At 59.9% G+C, this 18,545-nt stretch carries 21 protein-coding genes; 11 read left to right on the forward strand and 10 right to left on the reverse strand.

Going from position 1 to position 18,545, the window contains the following annotated elements:
- Positions 1–987, reverse strand: coding sequence for an alpha/beta hydrolase (locus HMPREF2878_RS07525; RefSeq protein WP_224784305.1), 987 nt, complete (start codon positions 985–987; stop codon positions 1–3).
- Between the two features lie 77 nt (positions 988–1,064).
- Here HMPREF2878_RS07525 and HMPREF2878_RS07530 point away from each other — a divergent pair, with 77 nt between their 5' ends.
- The 3 genes from HMPREF2878_RS07530 to HMPREF2878_RS07540 all read left to right on the forward strand — a co-directional run bounded on the left by HMPREF2878_RS07530 (position 1,065) and on the right by HMPREF2878_RS07540 (position 3,903).
- Positions 1,065–2,009 carry a methionyl-tRNA formyltransferase gene (locus HMPREF2878_RS07530; protein ID WP_005325328.1) on the forward strand — a complete coding sequence of 315 codons (945 nt, stop codon included), beginning with the start codon at positions 1,065–1,067 and terminating at the stop codon, positions 2,007–2,009.
- Positions 2,010–2,074: 65 nt separating this feature from the next.
- Positions 2,075–3,091 carry an iron-siderophore ABC transporter substrate-binding protein gene (locus HMPREF2878_RS07535; protein WP_005291893.1) on the forward strand — a complete coding sequence of 339 codons (1,017 nt, stop codon included), beginning with the start codon at positions 2,075–2,077 and terminating at the stop codon, positions 3,089–3,091.
- A 173-nt stretch (positions 3,092–3,264) separates the two neighbouring features.
- Positions 3,265–3,903, forward strand: a complete 639-nt coding sequence (locus HMPREF2878_RS07540; RefSeq protein ID WP_005325329.1) for a DedA family protein — start codon at positions 3,265–3,267, stop codon at positions 3,901–3,903.
- A gap of 10 nt (positions 3,904–3,913) precedes the next feature.
- Here the strand turns inward: HMPREF2878_RS07540 and HMPREF2878_RS07545 are convergent, their stop codons facing one another.
- Genes HMPREF2878_RS07545 through HMPREF2878_RS07555 form a run of 3 tightly spaced genes read right to left on the reverse strand, consistent with a single transcriptional unit; the run spans position 3,914 to position 6,959 of the window.
- Positions 3,914–4,696 carry an ABC transporter ATP-binding protein gene (locus HMPREF2878_RS07545; RefSeq protein ID WP_019176090.1) on the reverse strand — a complete coding sequence of 261 codons (783 nt, stop codon included), beginning with the start codon at positions 4,694–4,696 and terminating at the stop codon, positions 3,914–3,916.
- 50 nt (positions 4,697–4,746) lie between these two features.
- Positions 4,747–5,841 (reverse strand): FecCD family ABC transporter permease, encoded by a 1,095-nt coding sequence (locus HMPREF2878_RS07550; protein ID WP_005325330.1) that lies wholly within the window; start codon positions 5,839–5,841, stop codon positions 4,747–4,749.
- Positions 5,841–6,959: a FecCD family ABC transporter permease gene (locus HMPREF2878_RS07555; protein WP_005325331.1), complete on the reverse strand. Its 1,119-nt coding sequence runs from the start codon at positions 6,957–6,959 to the stop codon at positions 5,841–5,843. Before HMPREF2878_RS07555 ends, HMPREF2878_RS07550 begins: the two co-directional genes overlap by 1 nt.
- 524 nt (positions 6,960–7,483) lie before the next feature.
- On the opposite strand from HMPREF2878_RS07555, the gene rpsH reads away from it, so the two are divergent.
- The 6 genes from rpsH to rplO are packed head-to-tail and all read left to right on the forward strand — an operon-like array spanning position 7,484 to position 10,163.
- Positions 7,484–7,882: a 30S ribosomal protein S8 gene (gene rpsH, locus HMPREF2878_RS07560; RefSeq protein WP_034986964.1), complete on the forward strand. Its 399-nt coding sequence runs from the start codon at positions 7,484–7,486 to the stop codon at positions 7,880–7,882.
- 14 nt (positions 7,883–7,896) lie between these two features.
- Positions 7,897–8,433 carry a 50S ribosomal protein L6 gene (gene rplF / locus HMPREF2878_RS07565; RefSeq protein ID WP_035004244.1) on the forward strand — a complete coding sequence of 179 codons (537 nt, stop codon included), beginning with the start codon at positions 7,897–7,899 and terminating at the stop codon, positions 8,431–8,433.
- A complete protein-coding gene (gene rplR / locus HMPREF2878_RS07570; protein ID WP_035004242.1) occupies positions 8,433–8,843 on the forward strand; it encodes a 50S ribosomal protein L18 in 411 nt (136 codons plus the stop codon). The genes rplF and rplR overlap by 1 nt, the downstream gene beginning before the upstream one ends.
- Before the next feature lie 40 nt (positions 8,844–8,883).
- Complete coding sequence (gene rpsE, locus HMPREF2878_RS07575; protein WP_012359604.1) at positions 8,884–9,525, forward strand: 30S ribosomal protein S5; 642 nt, start codon at positions 8,884–8,886, stop codon at positions 9,523–9,525.
- A gap of 3 nt (positions 9,526–9,528) precedes the next feature.
- A complete protein-coding gene (gene rpmD / locus HMPREF2878_RS07580; RefSeq protein ID WP_048733820.1) occupies positions 9,529–9,714 on the forward strand; it encodes a 50S ribosomal protein L30 in 186 nt (61 codons plus the stop codon).
- Positions 9,715–9,716: 2 nt separating this feature from the next.
- Positions 9,717–10,163: a 50S ribosomal protein L15 gene (rplO, locus tag HMPREF2878_RS07585; protein ID WP_012359606.1), complete on the forward strand. Its 447-nt coding sequence runs from the start codon at positions 9,717–9,719 to the stop codon at positions 10,161–10,163.
- Between the two features lie 172 nt (positions 10,164–10,335).
- Here the strand turns inward: rplO and HMPREF2878_RS07590 are convergent, their stop codons facing one another.
- Entirely contained in the window at positions 10,336–11,109 is a 774-nt protein-coding gene (locus HMPREF2878_RS07590) for an alpha/beta fold hydrolase (RefSeq protein ID WP_070653202.1), read from the reverse strand.
- 53 nt (positions 11,110–11,162) lie between these two features.
- Positions 11,163–11,555, reverse strand: coding sequence for a DUF5997 family protein (locus HMPREF2878_RS07595; protein WP_042389451.1), 393 nt, complete (start codon positions 11,553–11,555; stop codon positions 11,163–11,165).
- 40 nt (positions 11,556–11,595) lie between these two features.
- Here HMPREF2878_RS07595 and HMPREF2878_RS07600 point away from each other — a divergent pair, with 40 nt between their 5' ends.
- Together HMPREF2878_RS07600 and HMPREF2878_RS07605 are read left to right on the forward strand one after the other, a co-directional pair.
- On the forward strand, positions 11,596–12,348 hold the full coding sequence (locus HMPREF2878_RS07600) for a type 2 periplasmic-binding domain-containing protein (RefSeq protein ID WP_049172269.1): 753 nt from the start codon (positions 11,596–11,598) through the stop codon (positions 12,346–12,348).
- A 64-nt stretch (positions 12,349–12,412) separates the two neighbouring features.
- Entirely contained in the window at positions 12,413–13,045 is a 633-nt protein-coding gene (locus HMPREF2878_RS07605; RefSeq protein ID WP_016423177.1) for a GNAT family N-acetyltransferase, read from the forward strand.
- A gap of 30 nt (positions 13,046–13,075) precedes the next feature.
- Here the strand turns inward: HMPREF2878_RS07605 and HMPREF2878_RS07610 are convergent, their stop codons facing one another.
- The 4 genes from HMPREF2878_RS07610 to HMPREF2878_RS07625 all read right to left on the reverse strand — a co-directional run bounded on the left by HMPREF2878_RS07610 (position 13,076) and on the right by HMPREF2878_RS07625 (position 18,475).
- Positions 13,076–14,674 carry an MDR family MFS transporter gene (locus HMPREF2878_RS07610; RefSeq protein ID WP_049172271.1) on the reverse strand — a complete coding sequence of 533 codons (1,599 nt, stop codon included), beginning with the start codon at positions 14,672–14,674 and terminating at the stop codon, positions 13,076–13,078.
- Entirely contained in the window at positions 14,664–15,359 is a 696-nt protein-coding gene (locus tag HMPREF2878_RS07615) for a TetR/AcrR family transcriptional regulator (RefSeq protein WP_049172273.1), read from the reverse strand. The genes HMPREF2878_RS07610 and HMPREF2878_RS07615 overlap by 11 nt, the downstream gene beginning before the upstream one ends.
- A 192-nt stretch (positions 15,360–15,551) precedes the next feature.
- Positions 15,552–16,847, reverse strand: a complete 1,296-nt coding sequence (locus tag HMPREF2878_RS07620; RefSeq protein WP_242458682.1) for a TIGR01777 family oxidoreductase — start codon at positions 16,845–16,847, stop codon at positions 15,552–15,554.
- Positions 16,848–17,074: 227 nt separating this feature from the next.
- On the reverse strand, positions 17,075–18,475 hold the full coding sequence (locus HMPREF2878_RS07625; protein WP_016423173.1) for a class II fumarate hydratase: 1,401 nt from the start codon (positions 18,473–18,475) through the stop codon (positions 17,075–17,077).
- Positions 18,476–18,545 lie beyond the last annotated feature (70 nt).

Genomic DNA, 18,545 nt, shown 5'->3' on the forward strand with positions numbered 1-18,545 from the left:
TCAGCCCAGCAATTCGGCGAGTGCCGGGATGATCCCGTGGCGCCACATCGCAGGGTCGTGGCCACCGGGCGTGCGGTGATTGGTGGTGGGAAAGCCGCGGCGTGTCAGGGCATCGGCCACTGCATCCACGTGTCGTTGCATGGGCGGCTCTTCTGCACCGCACGTCAGTACGATGCGTGCCAGACCGGAGCCACTGTGAGCCGCAGGATTTTCGAGTGAGGGGCCAGTGAGCTGTGCGGCAATGTCGCCTCCTGCGGGCCCGTCCGAGAGCGTGTCCGCGAGCTCTGCAGAACGGTCAGCGGACCACCAGACGGCAGGGGACTGGGCGATGGCTCCTTTGATTGCAGGCGTGGTTTCGGTGGAAGCCGTAAGAGCTGCGCGCAGGGCGGAGAGACCGCCGAAGCTTTGCCCCACCAGGACTATGTGGCTGCTGTTGATGATCGGCGGAAGCTCGGTGGCCAGTGCGCTGGCGAATGTTTGGGAGGTGTACTCCTCGCTGCGGTCTTTGGCTGCCGGCAGGAAGACGCGGTTGATCTGGGGGATAAGCCCTGCCGTGACTGCCCGGTCCAGTGCGCCCGTGAGGTCATGCAGATGGATCCAGTCATCGCCATCCAAAAACACCACGGTGGTATCCGCACCGCGGTCATCGAGGCGCGCGGTGCAGCGCCTGCCGAATACCTTCCGGTCGATGGACAGGCGTGCGCCGGGCAAGTCCGCGATGACTTCTGGGGAGCGAGGCGGCCAGAGTGTCTGGTCCACAGAATCGCCGCTCAATAGGCTCGCCTGTGGGCCTGCGCCGTGTGCGTTATGTGGATCGGGATATTTCAGCTCGCCGGATTGAAAGCTATAGGTCACTGCTGAGTGCGCCGGGATGCGCACATCGACGGTGGACATCGATTCGGTGAGCTCGACGTTCGAGCGGTAGGGGTCCGGGAAAACGAGGGCTTCCGCATCCGCGGGCACCGAGATTCGGTGAAGGGTGGTCACGTCCGGGGAGTCTGGCATGAAAATTGCGCCACTTTCATCATTGACTACATAGGTAAACCTAAGCTAACATCCCCTGCATGCGAGTTGCTGTTTTCGGCTATCAGTCGTGGGGACACCGGACGTTGTCTGCGGTCATCAATGCTGGTCATGAAGTAGTTTTGGTAGTTACGCACCCTGCCAGCGATCACCCTTATGAGCAAATGTGGGCAGACTCCGTTGAGGAGCTCGCCAGCGAACATGAGCTCCAGGTGTGTGTCACTGAGCGCGTGGGTCAAGACGTCATTGAGGCGTTGCGCGATGCTGCACCAGACATCATCGTGGCCAACAATTGGCGAACCTGGCTTCCTCCCGAGGTTTTCAGCCTGGCCAAGCACGGCGCATTGAATGTCCACGATGGTCTCCTGCCCGAGTACGCCGGATTTTCGCCCATCCTGTGGGCGCTGTTGAACCGGGAAACTCACGTGGGCGTCACTGTGCACGAGATGGATGAAGTGCTGGACGGCGGACCCATCGTTGCCCAGCGCGCGATCCCCGTGGGTCCGCAGGACACCACCACGGATCTCGTGGCCAAGACCATCGACCTCATCGAGCCCCTCGTGGAACGCGCATTGAGTGACGTCGCCCAAGGCACCGCCACTGCGCAACCTCAAGATCCCACCCGCGCTACGTACTTCCACAAGCGCGGCGAGCAGGAATCTCGCATAGATTTCACCCAACCTGCGGAAGATATCGCCTTGCTGGTCAGGGCGCAGTCCGACCCGTACCCCAATGCTTACTTTGAATTCCGAGGCCAGCGCGTCCGCGTGCTTTCCGCGCACGTCTCGCAGGGCCGCTTCGGCGGAACCCCCGGCCGAGTCACCATCCCTCACGAGGGAGGAATCGCGGTGGTCTGTGGATCGCCCCGTGCCAACGTGCCGGCGCCGGCGATTGTTCTGGATCGTGTTCGTCTCGACGACAACTCGGAACTGACCGCCACCGAATTCTTTGGACATAGGGCTGGATATATCCAACCAAAGGTTTGACCTTTCCCTTTTGTGTACGGGCCACGCCTCGCGCGGAAATCCGTCACCAGTAACAACGGAGAAAAATGACACTCAAGAAGATTCTCGTTAGCACCGCTGCTGTGCTGACCTTGGGCGCGGCACTGACCGCTTGCTCGACTGATGACCAGTCCGGAAATTCCGGGGACTCCCAGGCAGTCAACGCCGAGCAGGGCGCATTCCCCACCACCATCGAGCACCGCTACGGCTCCACCGAAATCAAGGAAGCCCCGCAGCGCGTGGTCTCCTTGGGCTACACGGATCAGGACGCACTGCTGGCGCTGGGAGTTACTCCTGTCTCCGTGAAGTACTGGGACGGAATGACCCCGGATGGTCAGGCTGCGGGCAACTGGTCCAATGACAAGATCGAGGGCGACACTCCTCGGATCGACAAGGACACAGAAGTCAACGCGGAAGCCATCGCCAAGGACAATCCAGACCTCATCGTGGCCGTGTACTCGGACATCGATGAAGACACGTACAAGAAGCTGTCTGAGATCGCCCCTGTCGTCGTACAAAAGGGCGAATACGAAGAACTACAGCAACCATGGGACGTGACCACGGAAGAGATCGGGCAGGCCGTGGGCAAGCCTGAAGAGGCAAAGCGCCAGGTGGAGCAGGTCAAGGAGAAGTTCGCAGAGCTCAAGGGCCGCCACCCAGAATGGGCCGAAAAGGAACTCGGCGTGGCCACTGTCTCCGACGAGAGCCTGGCTGTCTTTGCCGAGGGCGATCCGCGTAGCCGCTTCTTCACCGAGCTGGGATTCAAGATCAACCCGGCCTACGCGGGCATCACCAAGGACAAGTTCTACGGTGAGGTCTCCAAGGAAAACGCAGACCAGATCAACTCTGACGTGCTGGTGTGGGATCAACTGTCTTACTCTCCGAAGCAGAGCAAGGCTTCTGTGACCGAGGATCCGATCGTGGGCAAGCTGCCCGCCGTGAAGGACGGACACAGTGTCTACCTGGAAGGCGACCTGGAAAAGGCCTTCGGATGGCAGACCGTGCTGAGCCTGAACTACCTGCTGGACAAGATCGAGCAGCCGTTGGCAGACGCCACGAAGTAGTCTGAATCAACTGCCGAACCGCCCCGCATGAACGTGCTGGGGCGGTTTTGCTGTTGCTGGCTAGGGGACGGGCACTCATGGGGATAACGGATGCACGCTAGGGGCGAGCTGCCTGTATTCCGGTCAGAAACCGGGGTAAGAATAGACCAGTTGTTTTCTAGAAGGGATTCCCTGTGCACTTAAGCGACCTCATGGACGCCACCACCCTGCTCCAGAACTTTGGCGGCTGGGCGCTCGGCGGCATTGCGCTGATTATCTTTATTGAATCCGGCGTGCTCTTCCCGTTCCTCCCCGGCGATTCCATGCTGGTCACCGCGGCAATCTTGCGCGATCAGCTGGGCTTGAACGTTCCGATTCTGGTGGGCGTGGCCATCGTCGCGGCGTTCTTGGGCGACCAGGTAGGTTTCTGGCTCGGCCACCGCTTTGGCCGCAAGTTGTTTAAGCCCGACGCCAAGATCCTCATAACCGAGCACCTCGAACAAGCCGAGGCTTTCTTCCTGAAGTACGGGCCGTTGGCTCTGGTACTGGGGCGCTTCATCCCGATCGTGCGTACCTACATTCCCGTGGCCGCTGGTACCGCGGAGATGCCGTACAAGAAGTTCGTGGGATGGAACGTCACGGGTGCAGTGCTGTGGATTGTCAGCATGGTCGGCATTGGCGTGCTGCTGGGGGATATCCCGGGCATTGCGGATCGCATCGACATGATCGCCATCGTCATCGTGCTGGTGTCTGTGACTCCGGTGGTGATTTCCGCGATGATCAACTGGCGGAAGTCCAAGAAGACTCCCGCCCAGGAGCTGATGGAGGACTAAGCCCTGATCGTCACTTGGGGACGATCAGCGGACCGCCGGTGACAGGATCCTCGATGACTAGCGCGTTGAGGGCAAACGCCTCGAGCAGTAGCTCTGGGGTAATGACCTCGCTGGGACGCCCGGTGGCGAGGACCTGTCCATCCTTCATCACCACGAGATTATCGCTGTAGCGTACAGCCAAGTTGAGATCGTGCAGCACCATCACCACAGTCCGATCCAGCTCTCGGCGTAGACGCTGCACCAGCTCCAAAATCTCTACCGACGTGGCCAGATCCAGGTAGGTGGTGGGCTCGTCCAGGAACAGGATGTCCGTGTTCTGCGCAAGAACCATGGAGATCCACACACGCTGCCGCTGCCCTCCGGACAGAGAATCCAGGGTGCGCTCCGCCAGCCCCATCGAGCCAGTCATTTCCAGCGCCTTGTGCACCTCGGCTTCGTCCGTGGACGACCACTGACGGATCCACGATTGGTGTGGGTGCCGACCGCGCGAGACGAGATCAGCCACGTTGAGTCCCTCCGGGGCGGTAGGGGTTTGTGGCAGCACGCTGATGGTCCGTGCGAGGTCCTTGCGCCTGATGGATGAGATATCGGCGCCGTCTAACAGCACTTCGCCCTCATTCGCCGGAAGGAGACGAGACATGGCTCGCAACAACGTGGATTTGCCGCAGCCATTGGGGCCGATGATTGTGGTGATCTGCCCGCGAGGAAAGTCCACGTCCAAGCCTTCGATGACCGTCCGGTCGCCGTAGCCCACGGCGAGGCCGCGTGCGCTCATGCTGTGCTTCTGAGTCATGTGTCCTTCTTTGTTCGCGGCACTGCTAACTTCCAGGGTGGGATCTTTTCTCATGCCGTGGTTGACCTATTCCGTTGGACCAGCAAATAAATAAGGAACGCACCGCCGATTGCCGAGGTGAGAATGCCCACCGGCAGCTCTACGGGCAGAAGAGTTTGGGTGCTGATATCTGCCAGCAGGAGTAGCGCAGCGCCGGTCAGCGCAGAGGCCAGAAGCGGTGGTGCAGAGCAGTTGCACAAGCGCAGCGCCACCTGTGGGGCCACGAAGGCGACGAACCCGATGGGGCCAGCGGCCGAGACCGCCACTGCTGCCAAAGCCACGGCAGCGGCGAGCAGAAGCACCTGCACACCCTGGACGTTTTGTCCCAAAGCCCGTGCAGTATCCGAGCCCAGCAAGGTGGCTAAAAGTTGGTGACCAATCCAGGCCAGCAGCGGTGTAAACACCAACACAACAATGGCGATGGGCCACATCTTGGACCAGTCCGCAGTGCTCAGGGAGCCAGTAAGCCAGAACTGCGCGGCCGCGGCATCGCGCAACTCCGTGCGGATCATCAGGAAGTTGATATACGAGGTCAACAGAGCAGAGATGATGATGCCGAACAGCACTAGCCGGAAGGAATCAGTCGATCTCCTCCACGCCAGAGCCCACATCACCGTTGCGGTGACAGCCGCACCAAGCACCGCGGCCAAGGGAATGCCGATGCTGCTGAGCCAGCCGAGGAAACCACCAGCGCCACCACCCAGAGTGATGACGGTGACCGCGGCCGCGGACGCGCCCGTAGTGAAGCCCAAGATATCCGGGCTGGCCAGCGCATTGCGAGTCACGGACTGAGTGAGGGCTCCGGATAATCCCAGCGCACAGCCCACCAGAATGGCCGTCAGCGCACGAGGCATGCGCCAATCCAAAACCACCAGACGCTCAATGCGGGTGCCCTGGCCGGTGAACAGCACCTCCAGCACACGAGCCGGGGACACAGGATAGTCACCCAGGCCGATGGAGACCGCCGCTAGCAAGACGATCGCCACGAGCAGCAATAGAGACACCGTCAACGCGCGAGGGCGCCAGACCACAGAAAATGAGCCCACGCGGAATGGCGGGCGCCCAGGGATAGTGGAAGAGGTAGGGCGGGCAAGGAGGGAACTCATTAAATGGCCACCACCCGGCGTCGATAAATAAGGGCGATGAAGAACGGCGCGCCCACGAACGCGAGGATGATGCCTACTTGCAACTCGCCCGGACGAGCGATCAGACGGCCCACCACGTCTGCGAACAGCATCATCACCGCACCCGTCAGGGCAGAGTAAGGGAGGATCCAGCGGTAATCAGGGCCCGTGATGGCGCGCACGAGGTGCGGGACCACCAGGCCGATGAAGGTGATGGGGCCGGCGGCAGCTGTCGCGGCACCGGCCAGCAGTGCGATCAGAGCCATGCCAATCAGGCGGGCGCGCTGGGTGTTGATGCCCAGTCCGGAGGCGATGTCATCGCCCAGATTCAGGAGGTTTAGCTGCGGTGCCGTGATGAACGCCAGCAGGAGGCCCACCAGGATAAACGGCAGCACGCCGTAGAACACGGTGAGATCCCGGCCCGCGATGGAGCCGACGGTCCAGAAGCGCATGCGATCCAGATTGGCATCGTCAGTGAGGATAAAACCGCTGATGATGGCGCTGAGGACCGCGGACAAAGCCGCGCCGCCGAGGACCAGCGTCATTGGATTGGCCTGTCCTCCTCCTATGGACGCCAAACTAAACACCAACGCAGTAGCAGCGATGGCCCCACCGAACGCCCACATGCTGGTAGCCCACACGGACGTCACACCCAGCAAGGAGAAGCTGGCAACCACGGCCAGGGACGCACCGTAGTTGATGCCGAGAATGCCCGTGTCCGCGAGAGGGTTGCGCGTGTGCCCTTGGATCAATGCACCGGAGGCGCCAAGGGCAGCACCGGCGACTAGGCCCAACAGGGTGCGGGGAATGCGGAGCTCGACGATCACGCGCTGATCCACATTCAGCCCCTCCGCGTGGCCGAACGCCGTGCCGAGATCGCGGAACACGGCGGACACTTCTCCAAAAGGGATCTGCCGTGATCCAAACACGATGCTGGCAACGATGCTGGCGAGCAATAGGAGGAAAAGGACGCCGAGGCCGACGAGGCGACGCGGGATTTTACCTGATGGAGCGCTGGCAGAAGCGTCCGCAGTAGCGTCCGCGCGAGACCCCAGGTGTGATTGAGAAGGGGATTGCGCATGCGGGGTAGAGATAGCCATGCATCCCTCCTTGACGCGTGAAAGTCCATGATCTTAACGGGAGCAAGCTTATATGAACAAGGTAAGCCTAATCAAAGTACTACAAGGAGGGATTGTGGAGCTGTGCAGGTGAGTGTGTGAGCCAGCAGGTGCGGCTAGTGAGGTCGGTCGGCCCTGAATGGCGCCGACCCTACACCTCAGCTCTATGCTTCTGAGCAGGGATTTGGACATGTTTTAGCTGGTTGCTAGGCTAGTCAGGTCTTGCCGTAGGTAGGTACCCCCATGTTCTTTTTTTCGACGCTAACGCGTCAAAATCCCGGGAATGCCACATGACCTGCGGAAAGAGTCTCCCGCTACAAGGGAGAAAAACTGTACATCCACTTTGTTACAGGCCCCTCGCCCGAAGCGGCCGCACGGATAAAGGCAGCGAGCACCCCTAACTACTGAGTTAGGCGGAGCGTGAGTAGCCAGCGATCGTGCGGTACACGCGATTCATCAAGGGTGAGCACGGGAACCGTAACGAAAAAGGCAACAGGTCACTTCACATGACCATGACTGATCCGATTGCGGACATGTTGTCACGAGTGCGCAACGCAAACAATGCGTTCCACGACACCGTGTCTATGCCATCCTCCAAGATCAAGGCCAACATCGCCGAAATCTTGAAGCAGGAAGGCTACATCGCCGACTACTCCGTTAACGACGAGACCGTCGGCAAGACCCTGGAGCTTAACCTGAAGTACGGCCCATCTCGCGAGCGTTCCATCGCTGGCGTGCGTCGTGTTTCCAAGCCGGGTCTGCGCGTTTACGCAAAGTCCACTAATCTGCCAAAGGTTCTCGGTGGCCTGGGCGTGGCTATTATCTCCACGTCCCAGGGTCTGCTGACTGACCGTGAGGCCAACAACAAGGGCGTGGGCGGAGAAGTCCTCGCCTACGTCTGGTAAGAGGAGGTTTAACCATGTCTCGTATTGGCAAGGCACCGGTGACCGTCCCCTCTGGCGTCACCGTCACCATCAACGGCCAGAACGTTGAAGTCAAGGGTCCTAAGGGCACCCTGGCTGAAGAGATTCCGGCACCAATCACCGTGGCTCAGGAAGGCGAAGAACTCGTCGTCTCCCGCCCCGATGACCGCCGCAAGAACCGTTCCCTGCACGGCCTGTCCCGCTCCCTGATCAACAACATGGTCGTGGGCGTTACTACTGGATACACCATCAAGATGGAAATCTTCGGTGTGGGTTACCGTGTGCAGCTCAAGGGCCAGAACCTGGAGTTCGCACTGGGCTACTCTCACCCAGTCCTGATTGAGGCGCCTGAGGGCATCAAGTTTGCCGTCGACGGAAACACCAAGTTCTCCATCGAAGGCATCAACAAGCAGCAGGTTGGACAGATCGCCGCTAACATCCGCCGTCTGCGGAAGGATGACCCATACAAGGGTAAGGGCATCCGTTACGAAGGCGAGCAGGTCCGTCGCAAGGATGGAAAGACGGGTAAGTAATGAGCAACAACGCAACGAACAAGGAAGGCCAGCGTTTGCCGGTGGGCAAGGACATCTCCACCCGCCGTCGCAACGCTCGCGCACGTCGCCACTTCCGTATCCGCAAGACCCTGTCCGGCACCCCAGAGACTCCACGTCTCGTTGTGCACCGTACCTCTCGTCACATGCACGTTCAGGTCATCGACGACACCGTCGGTCACACCCTGTGCGCTGCGTCCACCCTCGAAGCAGAGGTCCGTGGAGTCGAGGGCGACAAGAAGGCACGTGGCGCCAAGGTTGGCGAACTGATCGCACAGCGTGCGAAGGAAGCTGGCATCGAGGCAGTCGTCTTCGACCGCGCTGGCTACCAGTACCACGGCCGCGTCGCCGCTCTGGCTGACGCCGCCCGCGAAGGTGGTCTGAAGTTCTAATGACCACCAACACCATGAACTCCAACGGAAGGAACGCGTGATGTCGGAACGTGACCGTAACGGCGGACGCTCCGCCGATAACAACCGCAACGATCGCAACGAGCGCGGCGGCCGCAACGACCGCGGTGGCCGTAACGATCGTCGCAACAACCAGCAGGACGAGCGCAACCAGTACATCGAGCGCGTCGTCACCATCAACCGTGTGTCCAAGGTCGTCAAGGGTGGTCGTCGCTTCAGCTTCACCGCTCTGGTGATCGTGGGTGACGGCCAGGGCATGGTCGGTGTCGGCTACGGCAAGGCCAAGGAAGTCCCGGCTGCTATCCAGAAGGGTGCCGAGGAAGCTCGCAAGAACTTCTTCCGTGTCCCGATGATCAACGGCACCATCACCCACCCGGTGCAGGGTGAGGCCGCAGCAGGCGTCGTCATGCTGCGTCCGGCTGCACCAGGTACCGGTGTTATCGCCGGTGGCGCAGCCCGCCCGGTGCTGGAGTGCGCTGGCGTCCAGGACATTCTCTGCAAGTCGCTCGGCTCGCCGAACGCCATCAACGTTGTTCACGCAACGGTGGCCGGCCTCAAGGAGCTCGTGCGCCCAGAAGAGGTCGCCGCACGTCGTGGCAAGAGCCTCGAAGAGGTTGCTCCGGCAGCCATGCTGCGCGCTCGTGCTGCAGGACAGGGGGCATAACCCATGGCACTGAAGATCCGTCAGATCAAGGGCACTGTTGGTAGGAAGCAGAACCAGCGTGACACGCTGCGTTCCCTCGGCCTGAAGCGCATCGGTCAGGAGATCATCCGCGAAGACAACGCTGTCACCCGCGGCATGGTCCACACCGTTCGCCACCTGGTCGAGGTTGAAGAAGTGGCAGGGGAGTAAAAATGAGCGATCCAATCAAGCTCCACGACCTCCGTCCGGCCAAGGGTGCAAACAAGGCCAAGACCCGCGTGGGTCGTGGTGAAGCATCCAAGGGTAAGACCGCTGGTCGTGGTACGAAGGGCACCAAGGCCCGCAACAAGGTTCCTGCATACTTTGAGGGTGGCCAGATGCCACTGCAGATGCGTCTGCCGAAGCTCAAGGGATTCAAGAACAACAACAAGGTCATCTTCCAGGTCGTGAACGTCTCCGACCTCGAGAAGGCCTTCCCGAACGGCGGCGACGTCGCAGTTGCCGACCTCGTCGCAGCTGGCCTGGTCCGCGCTAAGCAGCCGGTCAAGGTTCTGGGCAACGGCGAGATCAGCGTCAAGCTGAACGTCACCGCACAGAAGTTCTCGGGCTCCGCTAAGGAGAAGATCGAGAAGGCAGGCGGCTCCGTCACGGAGGCTTAAGCCTGATCAACGCCACCCGGCGAGGGGCTTTCCCCTCCCGGTAGCGTCGCAGCAAGACCCCGCATGGTGCATCACGCACCGGCGGGGTCTTCTGCTTTCTGTGACCTGCGCGCCTAGCAGGCCGGAAACTTGGGTTAAGTAAAGAAAAGTGTGTCTTTTCTTTACTTAACCCCTAGTCGGCAATCCCATCAATGTGCGCCAGCAGAGCAGAGTTGTAGTACTCCGGGGTCTCCTGGTTAAGCAGGTGCTTGGCCGGCGAAATGACGACCATGGTCGAGCCCGCGATGCCGTCGTGAAGCGAAGTGACGACGTCGAGAGACGTAGAGGTGTCCTGCTTGCCGGCGATGACCAGCGTCGGAGCGGTGATCTCGGCGAGGCGCTCACGGGTGTCGAAGCGAGAGAGTGCTCCGCAGGCGCCGATGTAGCCGTCATCGGGGCAATCTGCGATCATGTCGCGGAAGCGGGCGGGGAGCTCAGGGGTAGTGTCGAAGCACTCGTCGGTAAACCAGTTGCGGACGACAGTGTCGGCGAGTGCGACCGTGCCCTTGTCGCGCACGAGCTGGGCCTTTTCCTGCCAGGCCTCTGGTGTGCCGAATTTCGGCGCCGTCGACGACAGTGTCAGGCTGACCACGCGATCGGCGTGTTCTAGTGCGATGGTTTGGGCGATAGCGCCGCCGAGAGATAGTCCCACAAAATGTGCGCGGTCAATATCCTCCTCATCGAGGACCTCGATGATGTCGGCGGCCAAGTGGCTCATGTCCCACTCACCCTCGGGGATAGGGGAATCGCCATGGCCGCGGACATCTGGCGTGATGACCTGGTACTTTTCGCTCAAAGCGGCTACCTGTGGCTCCCACATCTCCTGTGTGGTGCCCAGCGAGCCAATCAGGACAACCGTACCGTTGCCCTTGTGGTTGATTGCATGTGCGGTGTAGTCGATGGCCACGGGAGAATCCTCCTTGAAGGTGTTGGCTGTGTCAGCTGTGTCAGCTGTGTCTGCTAATTCTCGGCGTTGCGAGCAGCTTCAGCGGCAGCCCGACCAGGGCCGTCGTCCTTCTTGGCCTCTGCCTCAGCGGCTTCCACGCGCTGCTTCGCCATGGACTCACGAGCAGCCTCCAGCCACTCCGGCATCTGCTCGAGCAAATCCTTAATCTCCGCCGTTGTCAGCGGCTTGTCCATGTCGTTCTTCTTCAACGCCGTGATAGTGATGCCCAGCTTGCGGGCAACTTCTGGACGCGGGTGCGGTCCGTTGCGGCGTAGCTCAGCGAGCCATTCCGGCGGATTGGATTGCAGTTCGGCAAACTGCGCGTGCGAAATCTCACCAGTGCGAAATTCCTCGGGTGTGGCCGGGAGGAAAATGCCAAGTTTTTTGGCTGCGGTTAGGGGTTTCATGGGTTCAACGCTAGCACCCATTCGAGTAACCTTGCGGAGTATGTCGACTCCTGAACCCGCCGTCCTGCGCATCGTGTTCGCCACCGGCACCAGTCCCGAGAAGTGGTTTCGCCGCTTTAGGGATCGAATTCCGGCAACACTGCACACCCACGCCGCCGACGATCCGATGTCCGACCTGGTCGGCGGCGCCGCTGACATGGCGCTGGTTCGGTTAGAGTCCGAAAGCTCGCTGCCCGAGTCGCTCCATCGCATCCGGCTTTACGACGAAGCCTGGGGCGTGGCCTTCGAGAAAGAGCACGTGTTCTCCCTCACAGAGTCCGTGCCGGAGGAGCTGTTGGCGGACGAAACTGTGCTGTTGACCTCCGTGGATCCGGATGAGCTGCGACAGATGCTGCCCGTTGCGGCCACTGGTGCAGGTGTCGTGGTGGGACCTCGCACGATTTTGAAGGCGCTGTCGAAGAAGGCGGTGGCCTCATCGAACTTGGTGGCCGAGGAAGGCGCCACGGAACCGCTGTCTCGGACAGCTATTTGGTTGGTGTGGCCGAAAGTAGAGGACGACGAGCTCCGGCAGGAGTTCGTCGGCATTGTCCAGGGGCGCAGGGAGGGCTCGACGCGCACGCAGTTGGGGCGCAAGAAGGCTGATGAAGCTCCAAAGAAGTTGTCGGCCCGAGAAAAGACGCTTGCTAAGCAAGCCCGCCGGCAGCGCGCTGGGGCCGTCGTAAAGCATGCGCGTAGTAGCCGTAGCGGGCGTCGAAGCAGCGGTGGAAGCGGTCGACCGCGCAGGCGAAAGTAATCTTTTTACAATATTTTTGCCGTTTCGTTCGACGTGCGCGGAAAAATTAGCCACACTTGTAGTTATGGCTGAAAAGAAGCGCGATTTCACGATTCGAATGATGCGTGAAGAGGACTATCCACAGATCCAAGAGATCTACGAGATTGGCCTGGATACGGGGCACGCGTCCTGGGAGCACTCCGCTCCCGAGTGGGACGAATTCATCGCACTCAAACGAGTGGATTTGTGTTACGTCGCCGTCGACGCAGAAAACCCGGACAAGATTCTGGCTTGGGCATCGGCAGCGCCGGTATCCAAGCGCCCGATTTTCAATGGCGTCATCGAAGACTCCATCTACGTCCATCCTGACGGGCAGGGCATGGGGCTGGCGGCGACGCTGCTGCAGAAGCTTATCGACGATGCCACGGAGCTCGACTGCTGGTCGATTCACTCGTGGGTCTTCCCGGAGAATGTGGGATCGTTAAAGCTGCATCGAAAGCTCGGCTTCCGTGAAGTGGGGATTTACCACCACATGGCAAAGATGACCTACGGCCCAATGGCGGGGCAGTGGCGCGATGTCATTATTTTGGAAAAGCTCCTGGAAAAGCCAGAGGAGCGCGCACTGAAGCGCGTCCAGGAAGAAGCAGAAGCCGCCGGTGAGCCGAACCGTCCGATTCTGGACAAGCTCGACCGCGCCGACGGCCAGGTGGGGGCATAGCTGCCGGGAGCCGCGGCTCCCGCGAATTAATTATTCGACGGTTTCCTTCAACGGATCCTCGCGAACAAAGAACACAATGATTGCTGCCAGAATAATCACTGGCATTAGTACCAAGAAGATCGGCGTCAAACCATCGTTGTAGCTGGAGATCAGCGCTTCATGGATTGGCGCCGGCATGCTATCCAGCACATGCGGCGTCAGTGAACCAATCGACTTAGAGGAAAAGCCCTCCGGGCCCATCTGCTTTGCGAACTCTGCTGCAGCCTCCGGTGATGCGGCCTTGATCTGTTCGACAGCAGCCGGAACGCGTTCGCCTGCCAGGTCCTTCATGCGGTGGATGAAAATCGAACCCACAATGGAGGAACCGACCGCACCACCAATCTGGCGGAAGAAGTTATTCGCAGCGGTAGCGGTACCGACCATCGCGACCGGGAAGGAGTTCTGCACGATGAGAACTAGAACCTGCATGCCGGTGCCCAGGCCGAAGCCCATGATGAACAGGTACACACCAACCTGCCACAGCGGGGTGGTGGTCTCCAGCGTGGACAGCAAGTAGAGGGAGACAGCCATAATCATCAGGCCGACGAAGGGGTAGAAGCGATACTTACCAGTCCGCGAAATAATCTGGCCAACGCCAATTGAGGTGAGCAGCATGCCGACCATCATCGGCGTCATCATCAAACCTGCAGCGGTCGGTGACATTGAGTGCACCATCTGCAGGTAGGTCGGAATATAGGCCATAGTGCCGAACATCGCGATACCCAGAATGAGACCCGACACAGTCGTGAGCACGAAGTTCCGGTTATTAAACAAGTGCGTCGGAATCAGTGGGTTGGAAACGCGAGTCTCGGTGAGGAAGAACAGCACCCAGGAAACGACAGAGGCAACGATAAGCGAGATGATGACCCCGGAGTTCCAGTCGTACTGTGTACCGCCCCACGTGGTGGTGAGAATTAGCGTCGAGGCAGCGGCAGTCAAGAACATCGTGCCGATGTAGTCGAAGTTTCCTTCACTCTGGCGTCGGGGCAGCTTCAGGAAGGCCGCAGCTGCCGATAGTGCAACCACGCCCATCGGGACGTTGATCCACAGGCCCCAGCGCCAGCCCGGGCCGTCGGTGAACCAGCCTCCCAGCACTGGTCCCAGCACGGAACTCAGACCGAACACAGCACCCATGATGCCCATGTACTTACCGCGCTGGCGTGCGGGAATAACCTCGGCCAGGATGGCCTGTGAGGAAACCATCAATGTACCGCCAGCAAATCCCTGAAAAGCGCGGGCGGCGATGAGCAGGCTCATGGAGTTGGTGATTGCACCCATGACGGAACCGACCATGAACAGCGCGATGCCCATCATGAACAGGCCCTTGCGCCCAATCATGTCACCGAGCTTGCCGACAATCGGCATTGCCACAGTCTGTGCCAACAGGAATGCAGAAATAACCCACGACATGTGGTCAACTCCGCCGAGCTCGCCGACGATGGTCGGCAGGGCGGTGGCGAAAATCATCTGCCCCAGCGAGCTCATCAGCATAGTGAGAATGAGCGCGAAGAAAATGATTCCCAAGTGGGACTTGTTGTCAGAAACCGTGGTGTCGGTTTGATCTTGAGCAGTGGTGTTGCTAGCTGTCACTATTCCTCCTCCAGAAATTTTTAACGACGTCGGCGGCGTCGTGAAGCGGTGTATCTGTTGTGAATTCGTCCCGATGAGCCGATGAGTACAGCACGCATTCGCGGACGAAACCGACCGACAGTGCTACCTCGTGCCCGACGGGCAGCTCGGGGTGCGTGCGCGACTGTGGATTCATCTCGAAATAGCGCTCAAAGGCAGAACGGACGCGGCGCATTGAGTTGCCAAAATTCGAAATGACAACCGTCGATAGCTTTGGCTCATTGCGCAAAATCTCGCGGATACGCTCCTTGAGCAGACGGTGAAACTCTTCGGTTGCCCCCAGCTCTTTATATCGGAGTAGCTGGGATTGCTGCTTTTTCTCGATGAAATCGAGCATGTCCGCGATGGGGTCTTGGTGAATTTGGGCGAGGAATACCTCTTCATCGTCAGCATCGAATGACATGATGCCGTTGCCGAAGATGGCTTGATCCTTGGAGTCGAAGTAATTGAAGAATGTGCGTCGACTGATATTGACCCGCTGACAGATGTCTTCGATGTTGACTTGGTCGTATCCGCGATCCAACACAAGGGCGGTCGCGGCATCGGCCAAAGCGCAGTGTGTTTGAAACCTTTTGAGCTCCCGGAGACCGCACTCGGGGTGTTGGCCCGGATCCAATCTGTGATAGGTATTCTCATCAATTTGCACGAGGTGCAAAGTTACACCGAGTGCAATGTGATGGCAAGTTGATGAGTCAACAGGTGTTTAAGTACCTATGCAGAGAGCATCTTTGGGTTGTTCAGGATGCCGTGGACTCAGGCGCAGGGGGCGGGTTGTTGATAGTCGCAACGCGCCATTCAATTACACAACCTTCGTGTTTTGTGTAGGCACGGTGGAAGGCTACGTCTCCTTCAATAGCTCGTGGCGCAGGGCGTCGTTAAGCGAAGTGAAGCGGAACCTGTGCCCCGCCTTTTGCAGCGCTGCTGCCTCTACTCTCTGATTCGCGAGAGCCAACTCCGCAGCACCGCGTTTGCCCAGCAGTACTGCAGGCCCCAGTGAAGGAATCGGAACCGCCGTCGGGCGGTGCAAGACCTCTCCCAATACCCTCGTGAACTCCGCATTATTCACTCCGGAAGCCAGTGGCGCCACCGCATTGACAGGTCCGGCAAGGCCGGAATCTGCCAACGACCGGTGATAGATGTCCAACAGGTCGTCCAAAGCAATCCACGGGAACCACTGCTCGCCCGACCCCAATCTTCCTCCAAGTCCGGTGAACACCACGCCCGCTAGTAGCGGCAAGAGACCGCCGCCACCAGCAAGCACGAGACCAGTACGGACGTTTACGACCCGCTTGCCTGCATCGCGAGCGGGATCCCATGCATTTTCCCAATCGCGCACAATAGCCGAGAGACTGTCCGCGGCGGCGCTGCCGTCGTAACGCTGCGCTTCCACGCCAGGGCCAGCGTCCTCGGTGAGTACCTCTGGGCCACGATCCGCACCGTAGAACCCCACCGCCGACGCTCCAACCGCGACCTTCACGCTGTCAGTAGATGCAACGAGCTTTGCCAGAGCTCGCGTTGGTTCGACACGGGAATGGCGAACCTTTCGAAGATGCGCCTCCGTGAAGCGCCCCGCAATCGGTGCGCCGGCCAGATGGATGACCGCGTCGACTCCCTCCAGCAAATCAGCTGCGGGTGCCGCAGTATCCCAATATCGCTTGTCCACACCCGTCTGTTCACGTGAGCGCACCAGCGAAATCACCTCATGTCCGGCCGTGGTCAGTAGCGCGCGCAGCTGCGTTCCGACGGTCCCCGTAGCTCCACTGATCGCCACTGTCAGCGGCTCCGGCACATGCCCCAAATACTCCGAAAGCCTATCGACGGCCGCAAGGTCTCCAGCAACCTTCGTAGCACGGTAGGCGAACATCGAATCCAACCCGGGTACCGGAACCTTGGTGTCAACGGTGTCCTCTAAAACCGTGCCAGCGCTGCCGTCGTCAAGCGGAGTATCGGAGAGAACGTGGGTGTGCTTCCACCCCGTGATGCGGCGAAAGGGCTCGCTGGTGACTTCGTCAATGAATCTCTGGCCGGGGAGGAAACCGGCCGGGTCGTGACGTGCAATCCATTTGAGGCCAGCCGGCATGGAGAATACGGTCGTGCCGTCGGCGAGGTTGGCGGATTCGGATTTCGGTGACATCGGGAGAAGCCCCGGTGTTAGGCGGGTGACAGCGCCTGGGCGGGAGAACCACTCGGCGACGCAACGGCGAGGAAATGCGATGGTGTGGCGATAGGTGGGAATAGTTAGTCACTCTCTGAAACTTGTCCGACGTTAAGGAAAAATAGTAGACCCCGAAGTCTTTCAGCGAAGTGAGACTACGGGGTCTTATGCGTAAGGTGCTCTCACACCTTCGAGTTCAGAAAGAACTAGTCACGATCAGTGTTGGCCATTGCCAGCACGTCGAGGCGCTTGTCCAGCTCTTCCTCGGTCAGCTTCTCGCCGTCGACGAAGCCCATGTCGATAACAGTCTGACGGATGGTCTTACCTTCCTTCAGAGCAGTCTTAGCGACCTTAGCTGCGTTCTCGTAGCCGATGGCGGAGTTCAGCGGGGTCACAATCGACGGGGAGGACTCAGCCAGAGTCTTCATACGCTCAACGTTCGGCTCGATGCCGTCCACCAGCTTCTCGGCGAAGACGCGTGCGGTGTTCGCCAGCAGCTTAGCGGACTCCAGCACGTTACGTGCCATGACCGGGATGAAGACGTTCAGCTCGAATGCGCCGTTAGCGCCAGCAAACTCAACAGCGGTGTCGTTGCCCAGAACCTGCGCTGCGACCTGGGTGGCAGTCTCGCACAGAACCGGGTTGACCTTACCCGGCATGATGGAGGAACCCGGCTGCAGATCCGGCAGGTGAATCTCAGCAAGGCCGGTCAGCGGGCCGGAGCCCATCCAGCGAATGTCGTTAGCGATCTTGTTCAGGGAGACTGCGACGGTGCGCATAGCGCCGGAGAATTCGACCAGGGCATCGCGGTTAGCCTGAGCCTCGAAGTGGTTCTGAGCCTCGCGCAGCTCCTTGATGCCGGTCAGTTCGACGAGCTCAGCGGTGACCTTGGCACCGAAGTCCGCCGGGGTGTTCAGGCCGGTGCCAACAGCGGTACCACCGATTGGCAGCTCGCCCAGACGCGGCAGGGTGGCCTCGATGCGCTCAATGCCAGCCTCAATCTGGCGAGCGTAACCCGAGAACTCCTGACCCAGGGTCACCGGGACAGCGTCCATCAGGTGAGTGCGGCCGGACTTAACAACGGTCTCCCATTCCTTGGCCTTCTTAGCCAGGGACTCCTGCAGAACCTTCAGTCCCGGGACGAGGTCCTTGACAGCTGCCTCGGTTGCTGCGACGTGAGTGGCAGTCGGGAAGGTGTCGTTGGAAGACTGACCCATGTTGACGTGGTCATTCGGGTGAACCTCAACGCCGTTGGCCTTTGCGATGGACGCAATGACTTCGTTGGTGTTCATGTTGGAAGAAGTGCCCGAACCGGTCTGGAAGACGTCAATCGGGAACTCAGCATCGTGCTTGCCTTCGGCAATTTCCTTGGCAGCGGCGACGATGGCATCTGCCTGCTCAGCAGACAGCAGGCCGCGCTCCTTGTTGACGATGGCGCAAGCTGCCTTCAGCAGACCCATAGCGCGAATCTGTGCAGACTCCAGCGGACGGCCGGAAATCGGGAAGTTCTCAACTGCACGCTGAGTCTGTGCGCGCCACAGGGCGTTAACCGGAACCTTAACCTCGCCCATGGTGTCGTGCTCGATGCGGAACTGCTGCTCTGTCATTCGTTGCCTCTTTCAGTTAGGGGAACTTGAGTGCGCGCAGAACGACCCCTCATTGCGCATGCAATTTTCA

This window comes from Corynebacterium sp. HMSC065H09, assembly GCF_001812845.1.
GTDB lineage: Bacteria > Actinomycetota > Actinomycetes > Mycobacteriales > Mycobacteriaceae > Corynebacterium > Corynebacterium jeikeium_D.

What these genes read in the sequence shown, in the direction of transcription:
- HMPREF2878_RS07595 (WP_042389451.1), bottom strand. Translation starts at nt 11,555, where the DNA reads ATGAAACCCCTAACCGCAGCCAAAAAACTTGGCATTTTCCTCCCGGCC.
- HMPREF2878_RS07530 (WP_005325328.1), top strand. Translation starts at nt 1,065, where the DNA reads ATGCGAGTTGCTGTTTTCGGCTATCAGTCGTGGGGACACCGGACGTTG.
- rpsE (WP_012359604.1), top strand. Translation starts at nt 8,884, where the DNA reads ATGTCGGAACGTGACCGTAACGGCGGACGCTCCGCCGATAACAACCGC.
- rplR (WP_035004242.1), top strand. Translation starts at nt 8,433, where the DNA reads ATGAGCAACAACGCAACGAACAAGGAAGGCCAGCGTTTGCCGGTGGGC.
- HMPREF2878_RS07535 (WP_005291893.1), top strand. Translation starts at nt 2,075, where the DNA reads ATGACACTCAAGAAGATTCTCGTTAGCACCGCTGCTGTGCTGACCTTG.
- HMPREF2878_RS07605 (WP_016423177.1), top strand. Translation starts at nt 12,413, where the DNA reads ATGGCTGAAAAGAAGCGCGATTTCACGATTCGAATGATGCGTGAAGAG.
- rpsH (WP_034986964.1), top strand. Translation starts at nt 7,484, where the DNA reads ATGACCATGACTGATCCGATTGCGGACATGTTGTCACGAGTGCGCAAC.
- rplF (WP_035004244.1), top strand. Translation starts at nt 7,897, where the DNA reads ATGTCTCGTATTGGCAAGGCACCGGTGACCGTCCCCTCTGGCGTCACC.
- HMPREF2878_RS07620 (WP_242458682.1), bottom strand. Translation starts at nt 16,847, where the DNA reads ATGTCACCGAAATCCGAATCCGCCAACCTCGCCGACGGCACGACCGTA.
- rplO (WP_012359606.1), top strand. Translation starts at nt 9,717, where the DNA reads ATGAGCGATCCAATCAAGCTCCACGACCTCCGTCCGGCCAAGGGTGCA.
- HMPREF2878_RS07550 (WP_005325330.1), bottom strand. Translation starts at nt 5,841, where the DNA reads ATGAGTTCCCTCCTTGCCCGCCCTACCTCTTCCACTATCCCTGGGCGC.
- rpmD (WP_048733820.1), top strand. Translation starts at nt 9,529, where the DNA reads ATGGCACTGAAGATCCGTCAGATCAAGGGCACTGTTGGTAGGAAGCAG.
- HMPREF2878_RS07555 (WP_005325331.1), bottom strand. Translation starts at nt 6,959, where the DNA reads ATGGCTATCTCTACCCCGCATGCGCAATCCCCTTCTCAATCACACCTG.
- HMPREF2878_RS07545 (WP_019176090.1), bottom strand. Translation starts at nt 4,696, where the DNA reads ATGACTCAGAAGCACAGCATGAGCGCACGCGGCCTCGCCGTGGGCTAC.
- HMPREF2878_RS07600 (WP_049172269.1), top strand. Translation starts at nt 11,596, where the DNA reads ATGTCGACTCCTGAACCCGCCGTCCTGCGCATCGTGTTCGCCACCGGC.
- HMPREF2878_RS07625 (WP_016423173.1), bottom strand. Translation starts at nt 18,475, where the DNA reads ATGACAGAGCAGCAGTTCCGCATCGAGCACGACACCATGGGCGAGGTT.